This window comes from Kribbella sp. NPDC004875 (assembly GCF_042873375.1).
Lineage (GTDB): Bacteria > Actinomycetota > Actinomycetes > Propionibacteriales > Kribbellaceae > Kribbella.
This window is the reverse complement of the sequence record NZ_JBIALI010000001.1, coordinates 1,681,641-1,696,560: the sequence shown is the minus strand read 5'-3', so window position 1 is coordinate 1,696,560 and position 14,920 is coordinate 1,681,641. Positions and strand designations below refer to the sequence as shown.

Here is a 14,920-nt window from a genome sequence, read left to right as displayed (position 1 = left end):
TTTCACCGAAACCATAAGCTGAGTTCATGACAACGCTGCGGCAGCTCGAATACCTCGTCACGGTCGTCGACGAAGGCTCGTTCACGAGGGCCGCCGAGCTCCTGCACGTCACCCAGCCGGCCCTCTCGCACCAGATCCGCACGCTCGAACGCTCGGCCGGCGGCCCACTCCTCGAACGGCTTCCCCGCTCCGTCCGCCTGACTCCGACCGGCCGCGCGATGCTCCCGCACGCCCGCGCCGCACTGGCGGATGCGGAACGCGCCCGCTGTGCGGCGCGGCAAGCCGCGGGGCTCGAGGTCGGCGAACTGCAGATCGCGACGCTCTACTCGATCACCCTCGGCGTCCTCCCGCGGGCCTTGCGCCGCTGGCGGCAGACCCATCCCGACGTCGGCATCCGCCTCTTCGAACACCGCCATACCGACGAACTGGTGGAGGCGATGTACGCCGGGGAGGCGGACCTCGCGGTCGGTCCGGAGCCGGCCGGCTGGTCCGGTGTCAGCACGGCCATCGGCACCGAGGAACTCGTCGTGGTGGTCGCGCCGGACGACCCGGCGGCAGTAGGCGACACCGTCAAGCTCGGCGATCTCGCCGATCGTGCGTGGGTGCACTACGCGCCGGATCATGGCCTGGCCGACGTGCTCGATCGTGCCTGTGCGCAGGCGGGTTTCGAGCCGCGGATCGCCGTACGCACCGAGCAGACCGCCGCCGCGCCGGCACTCGCCGCCGCTGGTCTCGGACCGGCGCTGGTGCCGGACAACATCCTGACGGGCGCGGGCCATGTGCTGCGTCCGGACCCTCCGGTGCGGAGGACGCTCGCGGCGTACACCCGGGGTACGCCGGACCCGCTCGCCGCCGCCTTCATCGAGGTCCTGTTTCAGTCGGGCAGCCTGCGGGCACGCGGAGGGGATGGCTGAGGAAGAATCGGACGGCACCGTCCTGCTGGCAGGTACGGCGAATCTCGCGATCGCGATCGCGAAGATCGTCGCCGGCCTGTTGTCCGGATCGACGGCGCTGCTCGCGGAGGCGGCGCACTCGGTCGCCGACACCCTCAACCAGGTCTTCCTGCTGACCGCGCTGCACCGCAGCCGCAAGCCGGCCGACGCCCGCCACCCGTTCGGGTACGGGATGGAGCGGTACTTCTGGTCGTTGCTCGCCGCGGTCGGAATCCTCGTACTCGGCGCGGGCTTCTCGATCACCGAAGGACTGCGCTCGATCCTCGCGCCGGAACCGATCGCGGCGCTGGCGGTCATCTATCCGGTGCTCGCGATCTCGTTCGTCTTCGAGGGCACGTCGTGGTTGCGAGCGGTGCTCCAGTTGCGGCGGGAGGCCCGCGAGGCCGGCGTACCGATCCTGAAACAGTTGCGGGACGCGGAGCCCGCGGTGAAGACCGTCGCGTTCGAGGACTCGGCCGCGTTGATCGGTCTGCTGATCGCGGCGACCGGCGTGACCCTGGCCGTCGTCACCGGCGAGCACGTGTGGGACGGCGCCGCGTCGATCGCGATCGGGGTGTTGCTGATCGTCGTCGCGTTCACGCTCGGCCGGGACAACAAGGCGATGCTGATCGGGCGGGCCCTGCCGGCCGATCAGCAGCGGCAGATCCGGAAGATCATCGCCGGTCAGCCGGGGATCGAGGACGTCCTGGAGCTGCTCAGTCTGCGACTCGCACCGGACCAGGTGCTGGTCGTCGCGACCGTCGACCTGGTCGACTCGCACACGACCGGCGCGGCGATCGAGCAGCTCGCCGAGAAGATCGACGTCGAGGTACGCCGCGACCACCCGAGCATCCGGCACCTCTACCTGGACCCGACACCGGGTGACCCGAGTCAGCGCTGGTCGTGACCCCAGTTCGCGACGATGACCGCGATCGGCGGCAGCACGGCCGCGACCGCGCTCATCCCGATGGCGACCGGGATCGAGAACAGGCGGACGACGAACCACGCCAAGCCGATCAGGGTCAGGCAGCTGCCCATCAGCCAGAAGTAGAGCTTCCGGTTGTCGTACCGGCGAGCCATGTCAGACCGCCAGCGGGAGCTTCCCCAGTGCGGTGACCAGCGGGGAGAGTTCAGGTAGCTCGGCGGCCTTCTCGAGTGCAGACGTCAGTACGGCGTCATGTGTCGGCTGGGCCTGGTCCAGCAGGTCCCGGCCGGCCTTGGTGACCTCGGTGTAGATCCCGCGCCGGTCGGTAGGGCACAGGTACCGCTGCAGCAGCTCGCGGTCCTCCAGCCGGTTGACCAGGCGGGTAGTAGCCGACTGACTGAGCACCACGGCGTTCGACAGCTGGTTCATCCGCAGGTGGTAGTCGTCCTGCCGCGCCAGCACGTCCAGCACGCTGTACTCACTCACCGAGAGCCCGTGCTTTTTCTGCAGCGCACGCTCCAGCTCGTCCTCGATCCGGGCATGCAGGGCCGCCAGGGTTCGCCACCCCTGCGCCCGCGCCTCCGCGGCGTCATCCGGTAGTCCCACGACACCTCCACTTGAACATTGCGATTGCATGAGCCATCATGAGGCTTATGCAATAGCCCGCGTGTGCAACTATCGCGCACGCCGGTAATAGTCACAAGACTACAGTCGAAGGAGAGAACAGCCCATGCCCGCGGCTTTGCTCGCGCTTGCTATTGGTGCTTTCGGGATCGGGACCACCGAGTTCGTCATCATGGGGCTGCTGCCCGAGGTCGCGACCGACTTCGGTGTCAGCATCCCGTCCGCCGGTCTGCTCATCTCCGGCTACGCGCTGGGCGTCGTGGTCGGTGCCCCACTGCTGACCGCGATCGGCTCGAAAGTCTCCCGCAAGACCGTGCTGATCGTGCTGATGGGCGTCTTCATCGCCGGCAACCTGGTCTCCGCGCTCGCCCCGTCGTACGGCGTCCTGATGACCGGGCGGATCGTGGCGGCGCTGTCACACGGAGCGTTCTTCGGGGTCGGATCAGTAGTGGCAGCGTCACTAGTTCCGAAGGCGAAGCAGGCGAGTGCGATCGCGCTCATGTTCACCGGACTCACGGTCGCCAACGTCCTCGGCGTACCGGGTGGGACTGCGCTGGGACAGCAGTTCGGGTGGCGGTCGACGTTCTGGGCAGTGACGGCGCTCGGTGTGATCGGACTGCTCGGCATCGTGTTCCTGGTGCCCAAGCAGAGCACTGCGGAAGGGCCGGGGCTGCGTGGCGAGCTGGCGGTGTTCAAGAGCGTGCAGGTGTGGCTGGCGCTGGCTATGACCGCGCTCGGGTTCGCCGGCGTGTTCGCGTCGTTCACCTACATCGCACCGATGATGACCGAGGTCGCCGGTTTCTCTGCCGGTGCGGTGACCTGGCTGCTGGTGCTGTTCGGCGGCGGACTGGTCGTCGGCAACCTGCTCGGCGGCAAGGCGGCGGACCGGTCCCTGATGCCGAGTCTCTACCTGATCCTGGCACTACTAGCCGCCGTGCTGGTCGTGTTCGTGTTCACCGCGCACGCCAAGATTCCGTCCGCCGTGACGATCGCGCTCTTCGGCGCCGCTGGGTTCGCCACGGTCGCTCCGCTGCAGAAGCGCGTGATGGACAAGGCCACGGGCGCTCCAGCGCTGGCGTCGGCGGCCAACATCGCCGCCTTCAACCTCGGCAACGCAGTCGGCGCGTACCTCGGTGGACTCACCATCGAGCGCGGTCTCGGCTACACCGCACCCAACTGGGTCGGCGCCGCGCTGGCGGTCTCCGGTCTGGTCGTCGCTCTCGTCTCCGGCCTGCTGGACCGTCGCCACACCCGCCAGTCCGCTCCCGCACTCGTACTCGAAGGCAGCCACTGATGATCCCCACCGTGAAACTCAACAACGGCGTCGAGATGCCCCAGCTCGGGTACGGCGTGTTCCAGGTCCCGAACGACGAAACGGCGGCCGCCGTGACGCAGGCACTCGACGCCGGGTATCGCAGCATCGACACCGCGGCGGCGTACCAGAACGAGGCGGGTGTCGGTCAGGCGCTCGCGGCGTCCGGGATCGACCGGGGCGACCTGTTCATCACCACCAAGCTGTGGAACGCGGACCAGGGCTACGACTCCACGCTGAAGGCTTTCGACACCAGTCTGTCCTCGCTCGGGCTCGAGTACGTCGACCTGTACCTCATCCACTGGCCGACGCCGGCCCGCGATCTGTACGCCGACAGCTGGCGCGCACTGGAGAAGCTGTACGCCGACGGTCGCGTCCGTGCGATCGGCGTGTCCAACTTCCAGCCCGACCACCTCGACCGGCTCTCCGGAATCACTCCGGCGGTGAACCAGGTCGAACTGCACCCGTACCTGCAGCAGAACGCCGTACGCACCTACGGGCGTGACTTCGGCATCCGCACCGAGGCGTGGAGCCCGTTGGCGAAGGGCGGCGCGCTGCTGTCCGAGCCGGTCATCGAGACCCTCGCCAAGGAGTACGACCGCACTCCGGCCCAGATCGTCCTTCGCTGGCACCTCCAGCTCGGCAACATCGTCATCCCGAAGTCCGTCACTCCGTCCCGCATCCGCGAGAACCTCGACGTCTTCGGCTTCACCCTCACCGACGACGCCATCACCGCGATCAACACCCTCGAGCGCGCCGAACGCACCGGCCCCGACCCCGACACCTTCAACGCCGCCTGAAGGACCTCAGATACGTCCGCGAGACGGCGTGGAACGACTTCTTCGGGAGCCAGTAATAGGGGGAGGCGGGGTCGGCGTCGTCGTACCGGAGGACCTTGCAGAGGCTGAAGGCTGCCATGTCCTCGTCGTGTGGCCGGTCGTGCGGCCGGTGTGGCGCGTCGGGTGAGATGAACGTGTACGGCGACGCGCCGAGGAAACCCTCCGCGGCGAAGACCTCCAGCATGTTCTCCAGGTGGTCCGCCTGCTCCTGCTCGTCGCGGACGTACTGCGGCGGGATGACCGGGACATCGCCGCTGTAGTCGACGATGTCCCACCCCATCCCGCCCAGCTCGGCCGCGCCGGTGAACGTGCAGCAGCCGAACTCCAGGATCAGGATCGGCTTGTTCCACCGGCGGAACGGCGCCAGCTCCAACGCATGGTCGGCCCGGCGCGCGTGGTACGAGTAGTAGTCGAGCCCGACGATGTCGAACAGCGACCAGTCCACCCGCTCGAGATCCGACGCCGCGCCGTACGTGACCCGCCCATGGAAATTGCCCCGGGCAACCTTCACCATCGTGGCGGTGAACGCGCGGAACTTCCGCTGCAGCTCGGCCATGTCGTACTCGCCCTTGGTCAAGTACTCGACCCGCTCGAAGAACGTCGCCCCCGGCACGATTCCCGGCGTGAACAGCATGAACTCACACCCGACCACCAGGATCACCTCCCGGTCGTACCGCCGCCGCAACCGCTCCGCCTCGACGGCGACCTTGCGCAGCTTCTCCAGCTCCGCCGCCTGCGGCTCATCGAACGACCGCGGCTGGATCGACACCGTCAACCCTGCCTCGAGCGCGGCCGTCGCCGTCTCGATCAGCCGCCGCGCGTCGCTGCCGTAGATGCTCACCCAGTTGGCGTGCAGCCGATGCCGGATGGCGTGGATCTCCGCGCGCATGGTGCCGTGCCGCCAGCGCGCCCGGCTGTCCTCCTCGGCCGGGCCGCCGCCGGTGTCGTAGGCGACGCCTTTCAGCTCGAGGTTGCGGCGCTCTCCCGCAGACGCCGTCTGGGTGCTGGTGACACCTGCCGCCGCGACGGCGAAGAGTCCTAGGAAGGTCGCACGGTTCACACGGGGAGTCGTCATGCTCCCCAGGCTTCCGCGCCGCGGGCGCCACGTCGTCGTACGGAAGGTTCCAGCCGGACGACTTTCGTTGGTAAAACACCGTCTCCGGATCTGACACACTGTTTCAGTGCGAGAAGCGGATCGGCGGACGGTGCTCGGATCGGTGTGGCTGCGGGACGACGCGGAGCCGACGAAGAGCCGCCTGACCAGGCAGGACGTGGTCACGGCGGCGATCCGGGTGCTGGACCGGGACGGCCTCGACACGTTCTCGATGCGAGTGATGGCGACCGAGCTGGGCGTCTCGGCGACGTCCGCGCTGTACTGGCGGATCGCGAACAAGAACGATCTGCTCGAGCTCGCGGTCGACGAGATCCTCGCCCCGGCGCCATCCGAGGACGAGGGCGATTGGCGCGATCAGGTCACCGCGGTCGCCTCGGCGACGTACCTGGCGCTGTGGGAGCACCCGTGGGCCGCGCAGTTGCTCGCGTCCCATGCGGGCCTCGGCCCGAACTACCAGTCGCTGATCGATCGCGTGCAGTCGATCCTGCGATCGGCCGGCTTCAAGGGGAACCACCTCGACGCGGCCGGGTCCGCGGTCTTCCGCTACCTGATCGGCTCGGCGGTGACCGATGCCGCCTGGCTGTCGGTCATACGGCGCAGTGGGATGACCGACCGTCGGTGGGCGAGCGCCTCGGCGGACCGGATGGGCGTCGACGCGACGCACCTGGCGGCCTATCTCAACCGCGACACCCTCGCCGGCCCGGAGGCACGCTTCACCTCCGGGCTCCGGGTGATCCTGATCGGGCTCCGCCCTCGGCAGCTGTCCTAGTGTCTGGCTTACGGGACACTAGAGATCGGCGAAGGCTGAGGCCGGGTTCTCGAAGGCGTCGGCGACGAAGCGGAGGAACGCGGCCGCGGTTCCGCCGTCGCAGACGCGGTGGTCGAACACCAGTGACAGCTGGGTGAGTTTGCGGACCGCGAGCTCACCGTCGACGACCCACGGGCGGTCGATGATCCGGCCGACGCCGAGGATCGCGACCTGTGGGTGGTTGATGATCGCCGCGCTGCCGTCGACCCCGAAGCTGCCGTAGTTGTTCAGCGTGAACGTCCCCGACGTCAGCTCGTGCTGCGTCAGCTTCCCGTCGCGGGCGGACGCGGTCAGCCGGCGGATCTCGGCGTCCAGACCGCGCGTGGTCAGCGCGTGCGCTCCCGCGACAGCGGGAACCACGAGACCGCGGTCCGTCTGTGCCGCGAGGCCGAGGTTGATCCCGTCGTACTGGACGAGTTCCTCGCGCTCGGTGTCGACGTACCCGTTGAGCTCGGGGAACTTCAGCAGGCCGGCGACCACGAACCGGGCCATCAGGGCGAGCAGGCCCGGGCCCGGGTCAGTTGCCGATCGCAGCGATTCGCGGAGTTCGACCAGGGCGGTGGCATCGACGTCGACCCAGGTGGTCGCCTCGGGGATCTCCGCGCGGCTCCGCGTCAGCGTCGCCACCACGGCCTTCCGGAACCCACTCATCGGCGTCCGCCGCAACTCGGGCAACCCGGAGCGATCGGTCACCCCGACCGCCGCGGGCTTCTCGACGGCCGCGGGAATCTCTACCGGGGTTGGCGTCTCGAAGCGGGCCGCGATCGCCTGCTCGACGTCGCGCCGGACGATCAGTCCGTTCTCACCGGAGCCGGCGAGTGTCTTCAGGTCCACGCCGGCGTCGCGTGCGAGCCGGCGTACCAACGGTGAGATCACCAGCGGCACCTTGCGGGTTTCCGGAGCTTTCTGGTCGCTGAGCGGCAGATTGTTTCCGGAAACCGCGCGCGGTTTGCGGCGCCGGCCCGAGGACCCGGACTCGGTGGTGCCGTAGCCGACCAGCACGTTCCCCGAGCCGGCCTGCTCCTCCTCGCGGTACGCCGCGCCTTCGGGATCGGCGACCGTGATCAGCGGCTTGCCGACCGGGACCGTCGTACCGGGCTCACCGTGCAGTTCCTCGATCACCCCTGCGTACGGCGACGGCAGCTCGACGATCGACTTCGCGGTCTCGACCTCGGCGACCGGGGTGTCGACGGCGACCACGTCACCGACCTTCACCAGCCAGCGGACGATCTCGGCCTCGGTCAGCCCTTCCCCGAGGTCCGGCAGCAGAAAGGTGTTCACGAGTCCTCCCACTGCAGGTCGTCGACCGCGTCGAGGATCCGGTCGACACTCGGCAACTGGTACTTCTCCAGCTTCGGCGGCGGGAAGGGGATGTCGAACGCGGTCACCCGCCGCACCGGCGCGGCCAGCGAGTGGAAGCACTTCTCGGTGACCCGGGCAACGATCTCCGACGACACACTCGCGAACCCGCTCGCCTCCGCGACCACGACAGCCCGCCCGGTACGCCGTACCGCCGCGCACACCGTCTCGTCGTCGAACGGCACCACCGACCGCAGGTCCACCACGGTCAGCCGGCGCCCCTCGGCGGCGGCGACCTCGGCGGCCTCGAGTGCGACCGGCACCGCGGGCCCGTACGCGATCAGCGTCGCGTCCGCGCCGTCCCGCCGTACGACGGCCGTCCCGATGCCCGGCTGCGACTCGGTCAGATCGACCTCTTCCTTCGCCCAGTAGAGCTTCTTCGGCTCCATGAACACGACCGGGTCCGGGTACTCGATTGCCTTGCGCAACAAGGTGTACGCGTCCGCGACGGTCGCCGGTGTCACCACGGTCAGCCCCGGGGTGTGCGCGTAGTAGCTCTCCGACGAGTCGCTGTGGTGCTCGACGCCGCCGATGCCGCCGCCGTAGGGGATCCGGATCACCATCGGCAGCTGCACGCGGCCGCGAGTCCGGTTGCGCATCTTGGCGACATGCGAGACGACCTGCTCGAACGCCGGGTACCCGAACGCGTCGAACTGCATCTCGACCACCGGGCGCATCCCGTTCATCGCCATCCCGACCGCCATCCCGACGATGCCGGCCTCGGCCAGCGGGGTGTCGAAACAGCGCTTCTCGCCGAACTCGGCGGTCAGCCCGTCGGTGATCCGGAAGACACCGCCGAGCGCGCCGACGTCCTCACCGAACATCACCACGGAATCGTCGGCCCGCATCGCGTCCCGGAGCGCCTGGTTGAGCGCCTGGGCCATCGAGATCTTCACGTGCGTCACGGTGATCAGGCCTCCTCTCGGGCGAGCTCGTCGCGAAGGAACGCGGCCTGCTCACGTAGCTGCTGCGTCTCCTCGGCGTACAGGTACGCGAACAGATCCGCCGGGTTCACCTCGGGCTCCGGCATCAGCCCCTCGCGCAGCCGGCCGGCGACCGCCACGGCCCCGGCCTCCGCGCGCTCCCGTACGTCGTCGTCCAGCCAGCCCTGCTGCTCGAGGTACGTCGTGAGTCGCTGGATCGGATCGCGGTCGAGCCACGGAGTGACCTCGGTGTCCTCGCGATAGCGGGTCGCGTCGTCGGCGTTGGTGTGGGCCTGGACGCGATACGTGTGCGCCTCGATCAGCTGCGGTCCCTCACCCGCGCGGGCCTTCTCGACCGCTTGCCCGAGGACGGCGAGCAGACCGGCGAGGTCGTTGCCGTCGGTGCGTTCACCGGGGACGCCGTACCCGATGCCCTTGTGCGCGAGCGACGGGGCGGCGGTCTGTTTGGCGAGGGGGACGGAGATCGCGTACTCGTTGTTCTGGACGAAGAACACCACCGGCGCGTGGAAGACGGCCGCGAAGTTCAGCGCCTCGTGGAAGTCGCCCTCGCTGGTCCCGCCGTCGCCGACCAGGGCCATCACGACCGTGTCTTCACCCTTGAGCCGCGCCGCGTGCGCGACACCGACCGCGTGCGGCAGCTGGGTCGCGAGCGGGGTCGACTGCGGGGCGACCTTGTGCTCGTACGGGTCGTAGCCCGAGTGCCAGTCGCCGCGGAGCAGCGTCAGCGTGTCGATCGGGTCCACGCCGCGGCTCACGATCGACACCGAGTCGCGGTACGTCGGGAACAGCCAGTCGCCCTCCCGCAACACCATCGAGGCGGCGATCTGGCAGGCCTCCTGCCCGAACGACGACGGGTAGACGGCGAGCCGGCCCTGGCGCACCAGAGCGCTCGCCTGGTCGTTGAAGCGGCGGCCCTTGATCAACTGTGTGTAGCCGTCGAGCAGGGCTTCCTTGGTGGGCAGCCGGTAGGACGGGTGGTCGCGCGGGACGCCGTACTGATCGATCAGACAGACGGGTTCCGCGGAGGGGAGCAAACGCTCCTCGAGCGTAGTCATGAGCCCTCCAGCGCAGGAGACGGACGGTAGCCACATCGTCGTCCCTCCTGGCCAAGTTGTTCCATAGCTGGAAGAATTGAGAGACGTTTGGCTGCAGCCTGAGGCGAGGAGGTCGCACGGATGTCCGACGAGGTGATGGTCCATCGGGCCGGCCCTGGACAGATTGTCGTCGCCCCGGCGCTGGACGAGATCGACCGGAAGATCATCGAGGCACTCGGGCGCGACGGACGGCTCTCCATCCGGGCTCTCGCCGACGAGGTGCACATCTCCCGGGCGAACGCTTACGCCCGCGTCGAACGGCTCACGCAGACGGGCGTGATCACCGGTTTCACCGTCACGGTCGACCCGCTCAAGCTCGGGTTGGCGACCTCGGCGTACGTCACGCTCAGTCTCCGCCAGAGCTCCTGGCGAACCCTGCGCAAACAGCTCCAGGCGATCCCCGAGATCAAACACATGGCTCTGGTCGGCGGTGACTTCGACGCCATCCTGCTGGTCCGGGCCGCCGACAACGAAGGCCTCCGCCGCCTCGTCCTCGAAAAACTCCAGGCGATCCCCGAAGTCCTGGCGACCCGCACCGCCCTCATCTTCGAAGACGTGGGGACGCTCTAACAGCCGCAGGACTTGCGGAGGACCAGTTCGGTGGGGACTGTCAGGGCCTCGACTGACTGTTCGCCGTCGATCAGGCGTTGGACTGCTTCTCGGGCGAGGGCTTCCACGGGCTGGCGGACGACGGTGAGTGGGGGCCAGGTGTACTCGGTTTCGGGGGTGCCGTCGAAGGATGCCAGCGCGATGTCCTCGGGGATCCGTACGCCGGCCTCGTGGAGTGCTCGCAGGACTCCGATCGCCTGCAGGTCGGAGCTGGCGAAGATCGCGGTGGGACTGGCGGCCAGCAGCGTCCGCGCAGCGTCGTACCCGCCCTCGCGGGAGAAGGACGTACGAACGATCGGACCCTCCGGCAGGCCCGCCGCTTCCAGTGCGTCGCGCCACCCGAGCTCGCGTTCGGGATGGCCGGCCCCTCCGATCACCAGGCCAATGACTCGATGCCCGTGCGACACGAGATGCTCCACGCCGCGCCGGGCGCCCTCGCGGTACGCCGGACGTACCGAGCTCACCGCCTCCAGCGACCGGTTGATCGCGATCACCGGAACGCCCTCCACCGACGGGTCCGCGCTCGGCGCGACCAGGACCAGTCCGCTGACCTGCCGCGCGAGCAGTTCGCCGATCTTGGCGCGCTCGATCTCCGGATCCCCGTCCGCGCTGGTCTGCAGTACGACGTACCCGCGCGTCGCCGCCTCCTTGTCGATCGCCTTCGCGAGCTCCGCGAACAGCGGGTTCCCGCCGTCCGGCGTGATCACGCCGAAGGTCCGCGTGGTCCCCATCCGCAGCGCCCGGGCGGTCGCGTTCGGCCGGTACCCGAGCACGCGGATCGCCTCCAGCACCCGCTCGCGGGTGTCCGGCGCGACCTTCCGCGGCCCCTCGTTCACGACGTAGCTGACCACCGCGGTACTGACCCCGGCGTACTCCGCCACGTCGTTGCGGGTCACCGGCTCCTTGGGCATGGAAGCGATGGTACGACGGTTGACCCCGCGGAAAGCGGTTGCTAGCGTTCTGGATCTACACGAGTAGAAGGAGTCCGCCGTGCCCAGACGCTATGCAGTCGCCGGAACCGGATCGCGGGCGCAGTCCTACGTCCGCGCGATTCTCGAGCGCCCCGACGACGCCCAGCTCGTCGCCCTCCTCGACCCGAACCCGGGCCGTCTCGCCTTCCACCAGCGCAAGCTCGCGGACCTCGGCGCCCCCGAGCTCCCGCAGTACGGCGCCGACGACCTGGAGCGGATGGTCAAGGAGCAGTCGGTCGACCGCGTGGTGGTGACCAGCCCGGACTACACGCACGCCACGGTGGTGTCGCGGCTGCTGCGCGCCGGCGCCGACGTGATCGTCGAGAAGCCGCTGACCATCAACGCCGAGGGAACCCGGCAGATCGTCGACGCGATGAACGAGTCCGGCAAATCCGTCGTCGTGACGTTCAACTACCGCTACTCGCCGCGGAACAGCGCGCTCCGGCAGCTGATCCAGGACGGCGAGATCGGGCAGGTCACCAGCGTCGAGTTCCAGTGGGTGCTGGACACCCGGCACGGCGCGGACTACTTCCGCCGCTGGCACCGCGAGAAGAAGAACTCCGGCGGCCTGCTGATCCACAAGGCGTCCCACCACTTCGACCTGGTGAACTGGTGGATCGCGTCCTCGCCGACCCGCGTGTTCGCGTCCGGCGGACTGGCCTTCTACGGCGACGAGAACGCGGCCGCCCGCGGCCTGGGCGAGCGCCCGGCACGCGGCTCGATCGATGGTGCCGCCAACGACCCGTGGCTGCTCGACCTGCGCACCGACGACACGAACCGCGAGCTGTACTACGAGAGCGAGAAGTACGACGGGTACCTGCGCGACCAGGACGTGTTCGCGCCGGGGATCACGATCGAGGACAACATGTCCGTGATCGCGGAGTACGCGAACGGGGCGCGGCTGAGCTACTCGCTGAACGCGCACTCGCCGTGGGAGGGCTACAAGGTCTCGGTCAACGGCACCCTCGGCCGGGCGGAACTCGAGGTGATCGAGCGGGCGGCGGTCGTCGACGACCAGATCGACCCGAGCTACCCGTCCGGCAAGGTGATCGCCGGTGACGTGCGGACGAACGGCGAGCGGCTGGTGCTGCAGAAGCACTGGGCGACCGCGGTCGAGGTCGAGATCCCGCGCGGCGAGGGCGGTCACGGAGGCGGCGACCGGCTGATCTACCAGGACCTGTTCATCGGGCCGGGCGACGACCCGCTGCACCGGGCCGCCGACGTCAACGACGGCGTCCGCGCGGTCGCGGTCGGCATCGCCGCGAACGAGTCACTCGCGACCGGCCGGCCGATCGTCGTCGCCGACCTCGAGCTCGGCGGCTGGAAGTCCTAGCCCGGTCTCCTGAAGGATCTGCTGGACGGTGGCGCCGAGTGCACTCGACTCGTCGATGATCGTCTCGCGCGGCTGTTCCAGCAGGTCCCTCGGCCGGTACCAGTCCGCCATGTCGGCCGCGGTGAACGCGTTCGCCTTGTCCCGCGTCGCGTGCCGGCGGACAGTCTCCTCGAACGGGATGTCCAGGTAGTAGAAGAAGTGGTCCGCGTGGTCACGGGCGAGTTCGGCCAGCATCGCGCCGTACCGGACCGTCGGCAGGATGCCCTCGACCACGGTGTGGAAGCCGCGGTCGAGCGCATGCCTGGCGAGTTGCCCGATCGCTTCGATGTTGGCGCCGTTCGGGTCGTCCAGCTCCTGGAAGATGATCCGGCGCACGTAGTCCTGCTCGATGTAGGCGATGCCGCGCCCGTGCGCCGCGCGGATCCGTTCCACGATCGAGCTCTTGCCGGAGCCGGAGTTTCCGCGGACGACGATCAGTCTGGGTTCCATCCGTGACGTCTAGCTGGTCGCGGAGCGCAGGTGCTTGCTGACGTCGCCGACCAGCCGGATGTTGACGACCCGTTCCGCCCAGTGCCAGGCACCGCCCCGTCGGACGAACCGGTCCCGGTAGCGACCGGCCGCGATCAGCTCCGGTACGTCGTCCGGCACCGCCTGCAGGACCGTCACGTACGACCGCGCGAACGCCTCCTCGGCGCTGGAGTCGTCCCACTCGATCGCGATGTTCGTCGTCACGTGCTGCGTCCGCGGCGTGCCGTCCGGGTAGACGATCAGCGTGTCCCGGAACCACTGCTCGATCTCCGCGCGGCCGACGAGCGGGGCACCGCTGCCACAGTACGTCGCATCCGCCAGGAGCTCGCCCACGCCGGCGAAATCACCGTCGTCGACGAGTTCGGCGTACCGGAGTATCAGGTTCTCGATCTCCCGGCCGTCCGCCGGATCGATAGGTCCACGAGCCACGGCTCGGACTGTACTACCAGGCGGCCGGCAGGCCCGGGCGGCGACTTCCGAAGGCCCACTCGGCCGCTTCCTCAGGCGACCTGGCGTTTGGCGGCTCGCTGGCGGCGGACCCAGAGGAGCAGGGCGACCGCCGGTACCACGAGGCCGCCGATGCCGAGGACGAAGAAGTCCCACGCGGAACCCAGGCGATCGACCAGCCAGGCGAAGTTCTGCCCGAAGAAGCCGGTGACGAAGGTCAACGGCAGGAACACCGTCGCAAGGATGGTCAGCTGCTCGATCGTCGCGTTCTGCTGCACGCTGACCTTGGTCTGCTCGACACCGATCACCGCCATGTTCGCCTCCAGAACCGTGGCCAGCAGGTCACGCTGGGCGGCAACCTCCTCGTTCACCAGGACCAGGTGGTCGTGCACGTCCCGGAAATACGGCAGCAGCGCGGTGTCCCGGGCATCCCGCTCCAGCGTCGCGAGTACGGCGATCAGCGGGTGTACGGCGCGATAGAAATCGGTCACCTCGCGGCGCAGGAAGTAGATCCGCTCGGTCGGCGCGACCGTCCCGGCGAACACCGTCCGCTCGACCTCCTCGATATCGCGCTCCAACTCGGCGACCACCGGCGTGTACCCGTCCACCACCTGGTCGAGGATCGCCCACAGCACCGAACTCGTCCCGCACTCGAGCAACTCGGGGCGCTGCTCGAGCCGGATCCGGGCGCCGTGCAGATCACTGGCCACGCCCTGACGGACGGTGATCACGAACGCCGGCCCGACGAACACGCTGACTTCCCCGAAGTCCACTTCCTCGCGCTCGTCGTCGTACCGCGCCGTACGCAGGATGACCAGCCGGACGTCGCCCTCGTACGGCTCGACCTTCGGGCGGAGGTGGAACGTTTGCGCATCCTCGACGGCCAGCTCGTGCAGACCGAAACTCTCTCGGACCTCGGTGAGTTCCGCGGCACTCGGCTCGTACATGCCCAGCCAGACGAACCCGCCGGCCCGGCAGCTCGCGGCGGCATCGGCCACGGACATCGCCTCGACGTGCTGGCGGCGTCCGTCCCGGTAGTAAGCGCAGTCGATGATCATGATGACCTCCTGAACTGATCGTC

The 14,920-nt window shown here is 68.9% G+C and carries 17 protein-coding genes; 7 read left to right on the top strand and 10 right to left on the bottom strand.

Translation table 11 applies throughout. From position 1 onward, the window contains the following. Positions 1-26: 26 nt before the first annotated feature. Both ACFYRH_RS08250 and ACFYRH_RS08245 read left to right on the top strand, forming a co-directional pair. Positions 27-914: a LysR substrate-binding domain-containing protein gene (locus ACFYRH_RS08250; protein ID WP_387770039.1), complete on the top strand. Its 888-nt coding sequence runs from the start codon at positions 27-29 to the stop codon at positions 912-914. Continuing rightward, positions 907-1,839: a cation diffusion facilitator family transporter gene (locus tag ACFYRH_RS08245; RefSeq protein ID WP_387770037.1), complete on the top strand. Its 933-nt coding sequence runs from the start codon at positions 907-909 to the stop codon at positions 1,837-1,839. Before ACFYRH_RS08250 ends, ACFYRH_RS08245 begins: the two co-directional genes overlap by 8 nt. Here the strand turns inward: ACFYRH_RS08245 and ACFYRH_RS08240 are convergent. Beyond that, complete coding sequence (locus ACFYRH_RS08240) at positions 1,824-2,012, bottom strand: DUF3099 domain-containing protein (protein WP_387770034.1); 189 nt, start codon at positions 2,010-2,012, stop codon at positions 1,824-1,826. The two genes, ACFYRH_RS08245 and ACFYRH_RS08240, sit on opposite strands and share 16 nt — an antisense overlap. Position 2,013: 1 nt before the next feature. Further along, complete coding sequence (locus ACFYRH_RS08235) at positions 2,014-2,463, bottom strand: MarR family winged helix-turn-helix transcriptional regulator (protein ID WP_387770031.1); 450 nt, start codon at positions 2,461-2,463, stop codon at positions 2,014-2,016. 124 nt (positions 2,464-2,587) lie between these two features. Here ACFYRH_RS08235 and ACFYRH_RS08230 point away from each other — a divergent pair, with 124 nt between their 5' ends. Together ACFYRH_RS08230 and ACFYRH_RS08225 are read left to right on the top strand one after the other, a co-directional pair. Next, a complete protein-coding gene (locus ACFYRH_RS08230; protein ID WP_387770028.1) occupies positions 2,588-3,775 on the top strand; it encodes an MFS transporter in 1,188 nt (395 codons plus the stop codon). After that, a complete protein-coding gene (locus tag ACFYRH_RS08225; protein ID WP_387771744.1) occupies positions 3,772-4,593 on the top strand; it encodes an aldo/keto reductase in 822 nt (273 codons plus the stop codon). Before ACFYRH_RS08230 ends, ACFYRH_RS08225 begins: the two co-directional genes overlap by 4 nt. Here ACFYRH_RS08225 and ACFYRH_RS08220 read toward each other — a convergent pair. After that, positions 4,580-5,707, bottom strand: a complete 1,128-nt coding sequence (locus tag ACFYRH_RS08220; RefSeq protein ID WP_387770025.1) for a hypothetical protein — start codon at positions 5,705-5,707, stop codon at positions 4,580-4,582. The two genes, ACFYRH_RS08225 and ACFYRH_RS08220, sit on opposite strands and share 14 nt — an antisense overlap. A 106-nt stretch (positions 5,708-5,813) precedes the next feature. Here ACFYRH_RS08220 and ACFYRH_RS08215 point away from each other — a divergent pair, with 106 nt between their 5' ends. Next, positions 5,814-6,515, top strand: a complete 702-nt coding sequence (locus tag ACFYRH_RS08215) for a TetR/AcrR family transcriptional regulator (protein ID WP_387770022.1) — start codon at positions 5,814-5,816, stop codon at positions 6,513-6,515. An 18-nt stretch (positions 6,516-6,533) separates the two neighbouring features. On the opposite strand, the gene ACFYRH_RS08210 is transcribed toward ACFYRH_RS08215, so the two are convergent. From ACFYRH_RS08210 to ACFYRH_RS08200, 3 genes are read right to left on the bottom strand one after another with little or no spacing between them, the layout of a single operon-like run. Then, positions 6,534-7,835, bottom strand: coding sequence for a dihydrolipoamide acetyltransferase family protein (locus ACFYRH_RS08210; protein WP_387770019.1), 1,302 nt, complete (start codon positions 7,833-7,835; stop codon positions 6,534-6,536). Continuing rightward, positions 7,832-8,818 carry an alpha-ketoacid dehydrogenase subunit beta gene (locus ACFYRH_RS08205; protein WP_387770016.1) on the bottom strand — a complete coding sequence of 329 codons (987 nt, stop codon included), beginning with the start codon at positions 8,816-8,818 and terminating at the stop codon, positions 7,832-7,834. The genes ACFYRH_RS08210 and ACFYRH_RS08205 overlap by 4 nt, the downstream gene beginning before the upstream one ends. A gap of 5 nt (positions 8,819-8,823) precedes the next feature. Further along, positions 8,824-9,912, bottom strand: coding sequence for a thiamine pyrophosphate-dependent enzyme (locus tag ACFYRH_RS08200; protein WP_387770013.1), 1,089 nt, complete (start codon positions 9,910-9,912; stop codon positions 8,824-8,826). Between the two features lie 120 nt (positions 9,913-10,032). On the opposite strand from ACFYRH_RS08200, the gene ACFYRH_RS08195 reads away from it, so the two are divergent. Next, positions 10,033-10,521 carry an Lrp/AsnC family transcriptional regulator gene (locus ACFYRH_RS08195; RefSeq protein ID WP_387770010.1) on the top strand — a complete coding sequence of 163 codons (489 nt, stop codon included), beginning with the start codon at positions 10,033-10,035 and terminating at the stop codon, positions 10,519-10,521. Here the strand turns inward: ACFYRH_RS08195 and ACFYRH_RS08190 are convergent. Continuing rightward, positions 10,518-11,471, bottom strand: a complete 954-nt coding sequence (locus ACFYRH_RS08190; protein WP_387770007.1) for a LacI family DNA-binding transcriptional regulator — start codon at positions 11,469-11,471, stop codon at positions 10,518-10,520. The two genes, ACFYRH_RS08195 and ACFYRH_RS08190, sit on opposite strands and share 4 nt — an antisense overlap. A 79-nt stretch (positions 11,472-11,550) precedes the next feature. Here ACFYRH_RS08190 and ACFYRH_RS08185 point away from each other — a divergent pair, with 79 nt between their 5' ends. Further along, positions 11,551-12,864 (top strand): Gfo/Idh/MocA family protein, encoded by a 1,314-nt coding sequence (locus tag ACFYRH_RS08185; protein WP_387770004.1) that lies wholly within the window; start codon positions 11,551-11,553, stop codon positions 12,862-12,864. Here the strand turns inward: ACFYRH_RS08185 and ACFYRH_RS08180 are convergent. The 3 genes from ACFYRH_RS08180 to ACFYRH_RS08170 all read right to left on the bottom strand — a co-directional run bounded on the left by ACFYRH_RS08180 (position 12,802) and on the right by ACFYRH_RS08170 (position 14,897). Beyond that, positions 12,802-13,353: an AAA family ATPase gene (locus ACFYRH_RS08180; RefSeq protein WP_387770001.1), complete on the bottom strand. Its 552-nt coding sequence runs from the start codon at positions 13,351-13,353 to the stop codon at positions 12,802-12,804. The genes ACFYRH_RS08185 and ACFYRH_RS08180 overlap by 63 nt on opposite strands. Positions 13,354-13,362: 9 nt before the next feature. After that, positions 13,363-13,821, bottom strand: a complete 459-nt coding sequence (locus tag ACFYRH_RS08175; RefSeq protein ID WP_387769998.1) for a nuclear transport factor 2 family protein — start codon at positions 13,819-13,821, stop codon at positions 13,363-13,365. A gap of 71 nt (positions 13,822-13,892) precedes the next feature. Next, positions 13,893-14,897: a magnesium and cobalt transport protein CorA gene (locus tag ACFYRH_RS08170; RefSeq protein WP_387769995.1), complete on the bottom strand. Its 1,005-nt coding sequence runs from the start codon at positions 14,895-14,897 to the stop codon at positions 13,893-13,895. Between the last annotated feature and the right edge of the window lie 23 nt (positions 14,898-14,920).

Bases quoted from the DNA above. Each gene is read 5' to 3' on its own strand.
- ACFYRH_RS08170 (WP_387769995.1), bottom strand. From the start codon at position 14,897: ATGATCATCGACTGCGCTTACTACCGGGACGGACGCCGCCAGCACGTC.
- ACFYRH_RS08200 (WP_387770013.1), bottom strand. From the start codon at position 9,912: ATGACTACGCTCGAGGAGCGTTTGCTCCCCTCCGCGGAACCCGTCTGT.
- ACFYRH_RS08230 (WP_387770028.1), top strand. From the start codon at position 2,588: ATGCCCGCGGCTTTGCTCGCGCTTGCTATTGGTGCTTTCGGGATCGGG.
- ACFYRH_RS08240 (WP_387770034.1), bottom strand. From the start codon at position 2,012: ATGGCTCGCCGGTACGACAACCGGAAGCTCTACTTCTGGCTGATGGGC.
- ACFYRH_RS08250 (WP_387770039.1), top strand. From the start codon at position 27: ATGACAACGCTGCGGCAGCTCGAATACCTCGTCACGGTCGTCGACGAA.
- ACFYRH_RS08180 (WP_387770001.1), bottom strand. From the start codon at position 13,353: ATGGAACCCAGACTGATCGTCGTCCGCGGAAACTCCGGCTCCGGCAAG.
- ACFYRH_RS08195 (WP_387770010.1), top strand. From the start codon at position 10,033: ATGTCCGACGAGGTGATGGTCCATCGGGCCGGCCCTGGACAGATTGTC.
- ACFYRH_RS08245 (WP_387770037.1), top strand. From the start codon at position 907: ATGGCTGAGGAAGAATCGGACGGCACCGTCCTGCTGGCAGGTACGGCG.
- ACFYRH_RS08220 (WP_387770025.1), bottom strand. From the start codon at position 5,707: ATGACGACTCCCCGTGTGAACCGTGCGACCTTCCTAGGACTCTTCGCC.
- ACFYRH_RS08190 (WP_387770007.1), bottom strand. From the start codon at position 11,471: ATGCCCAAGGAGCCGGTGACCCGCAACGACGTGGCGGAGTACGCCGGG.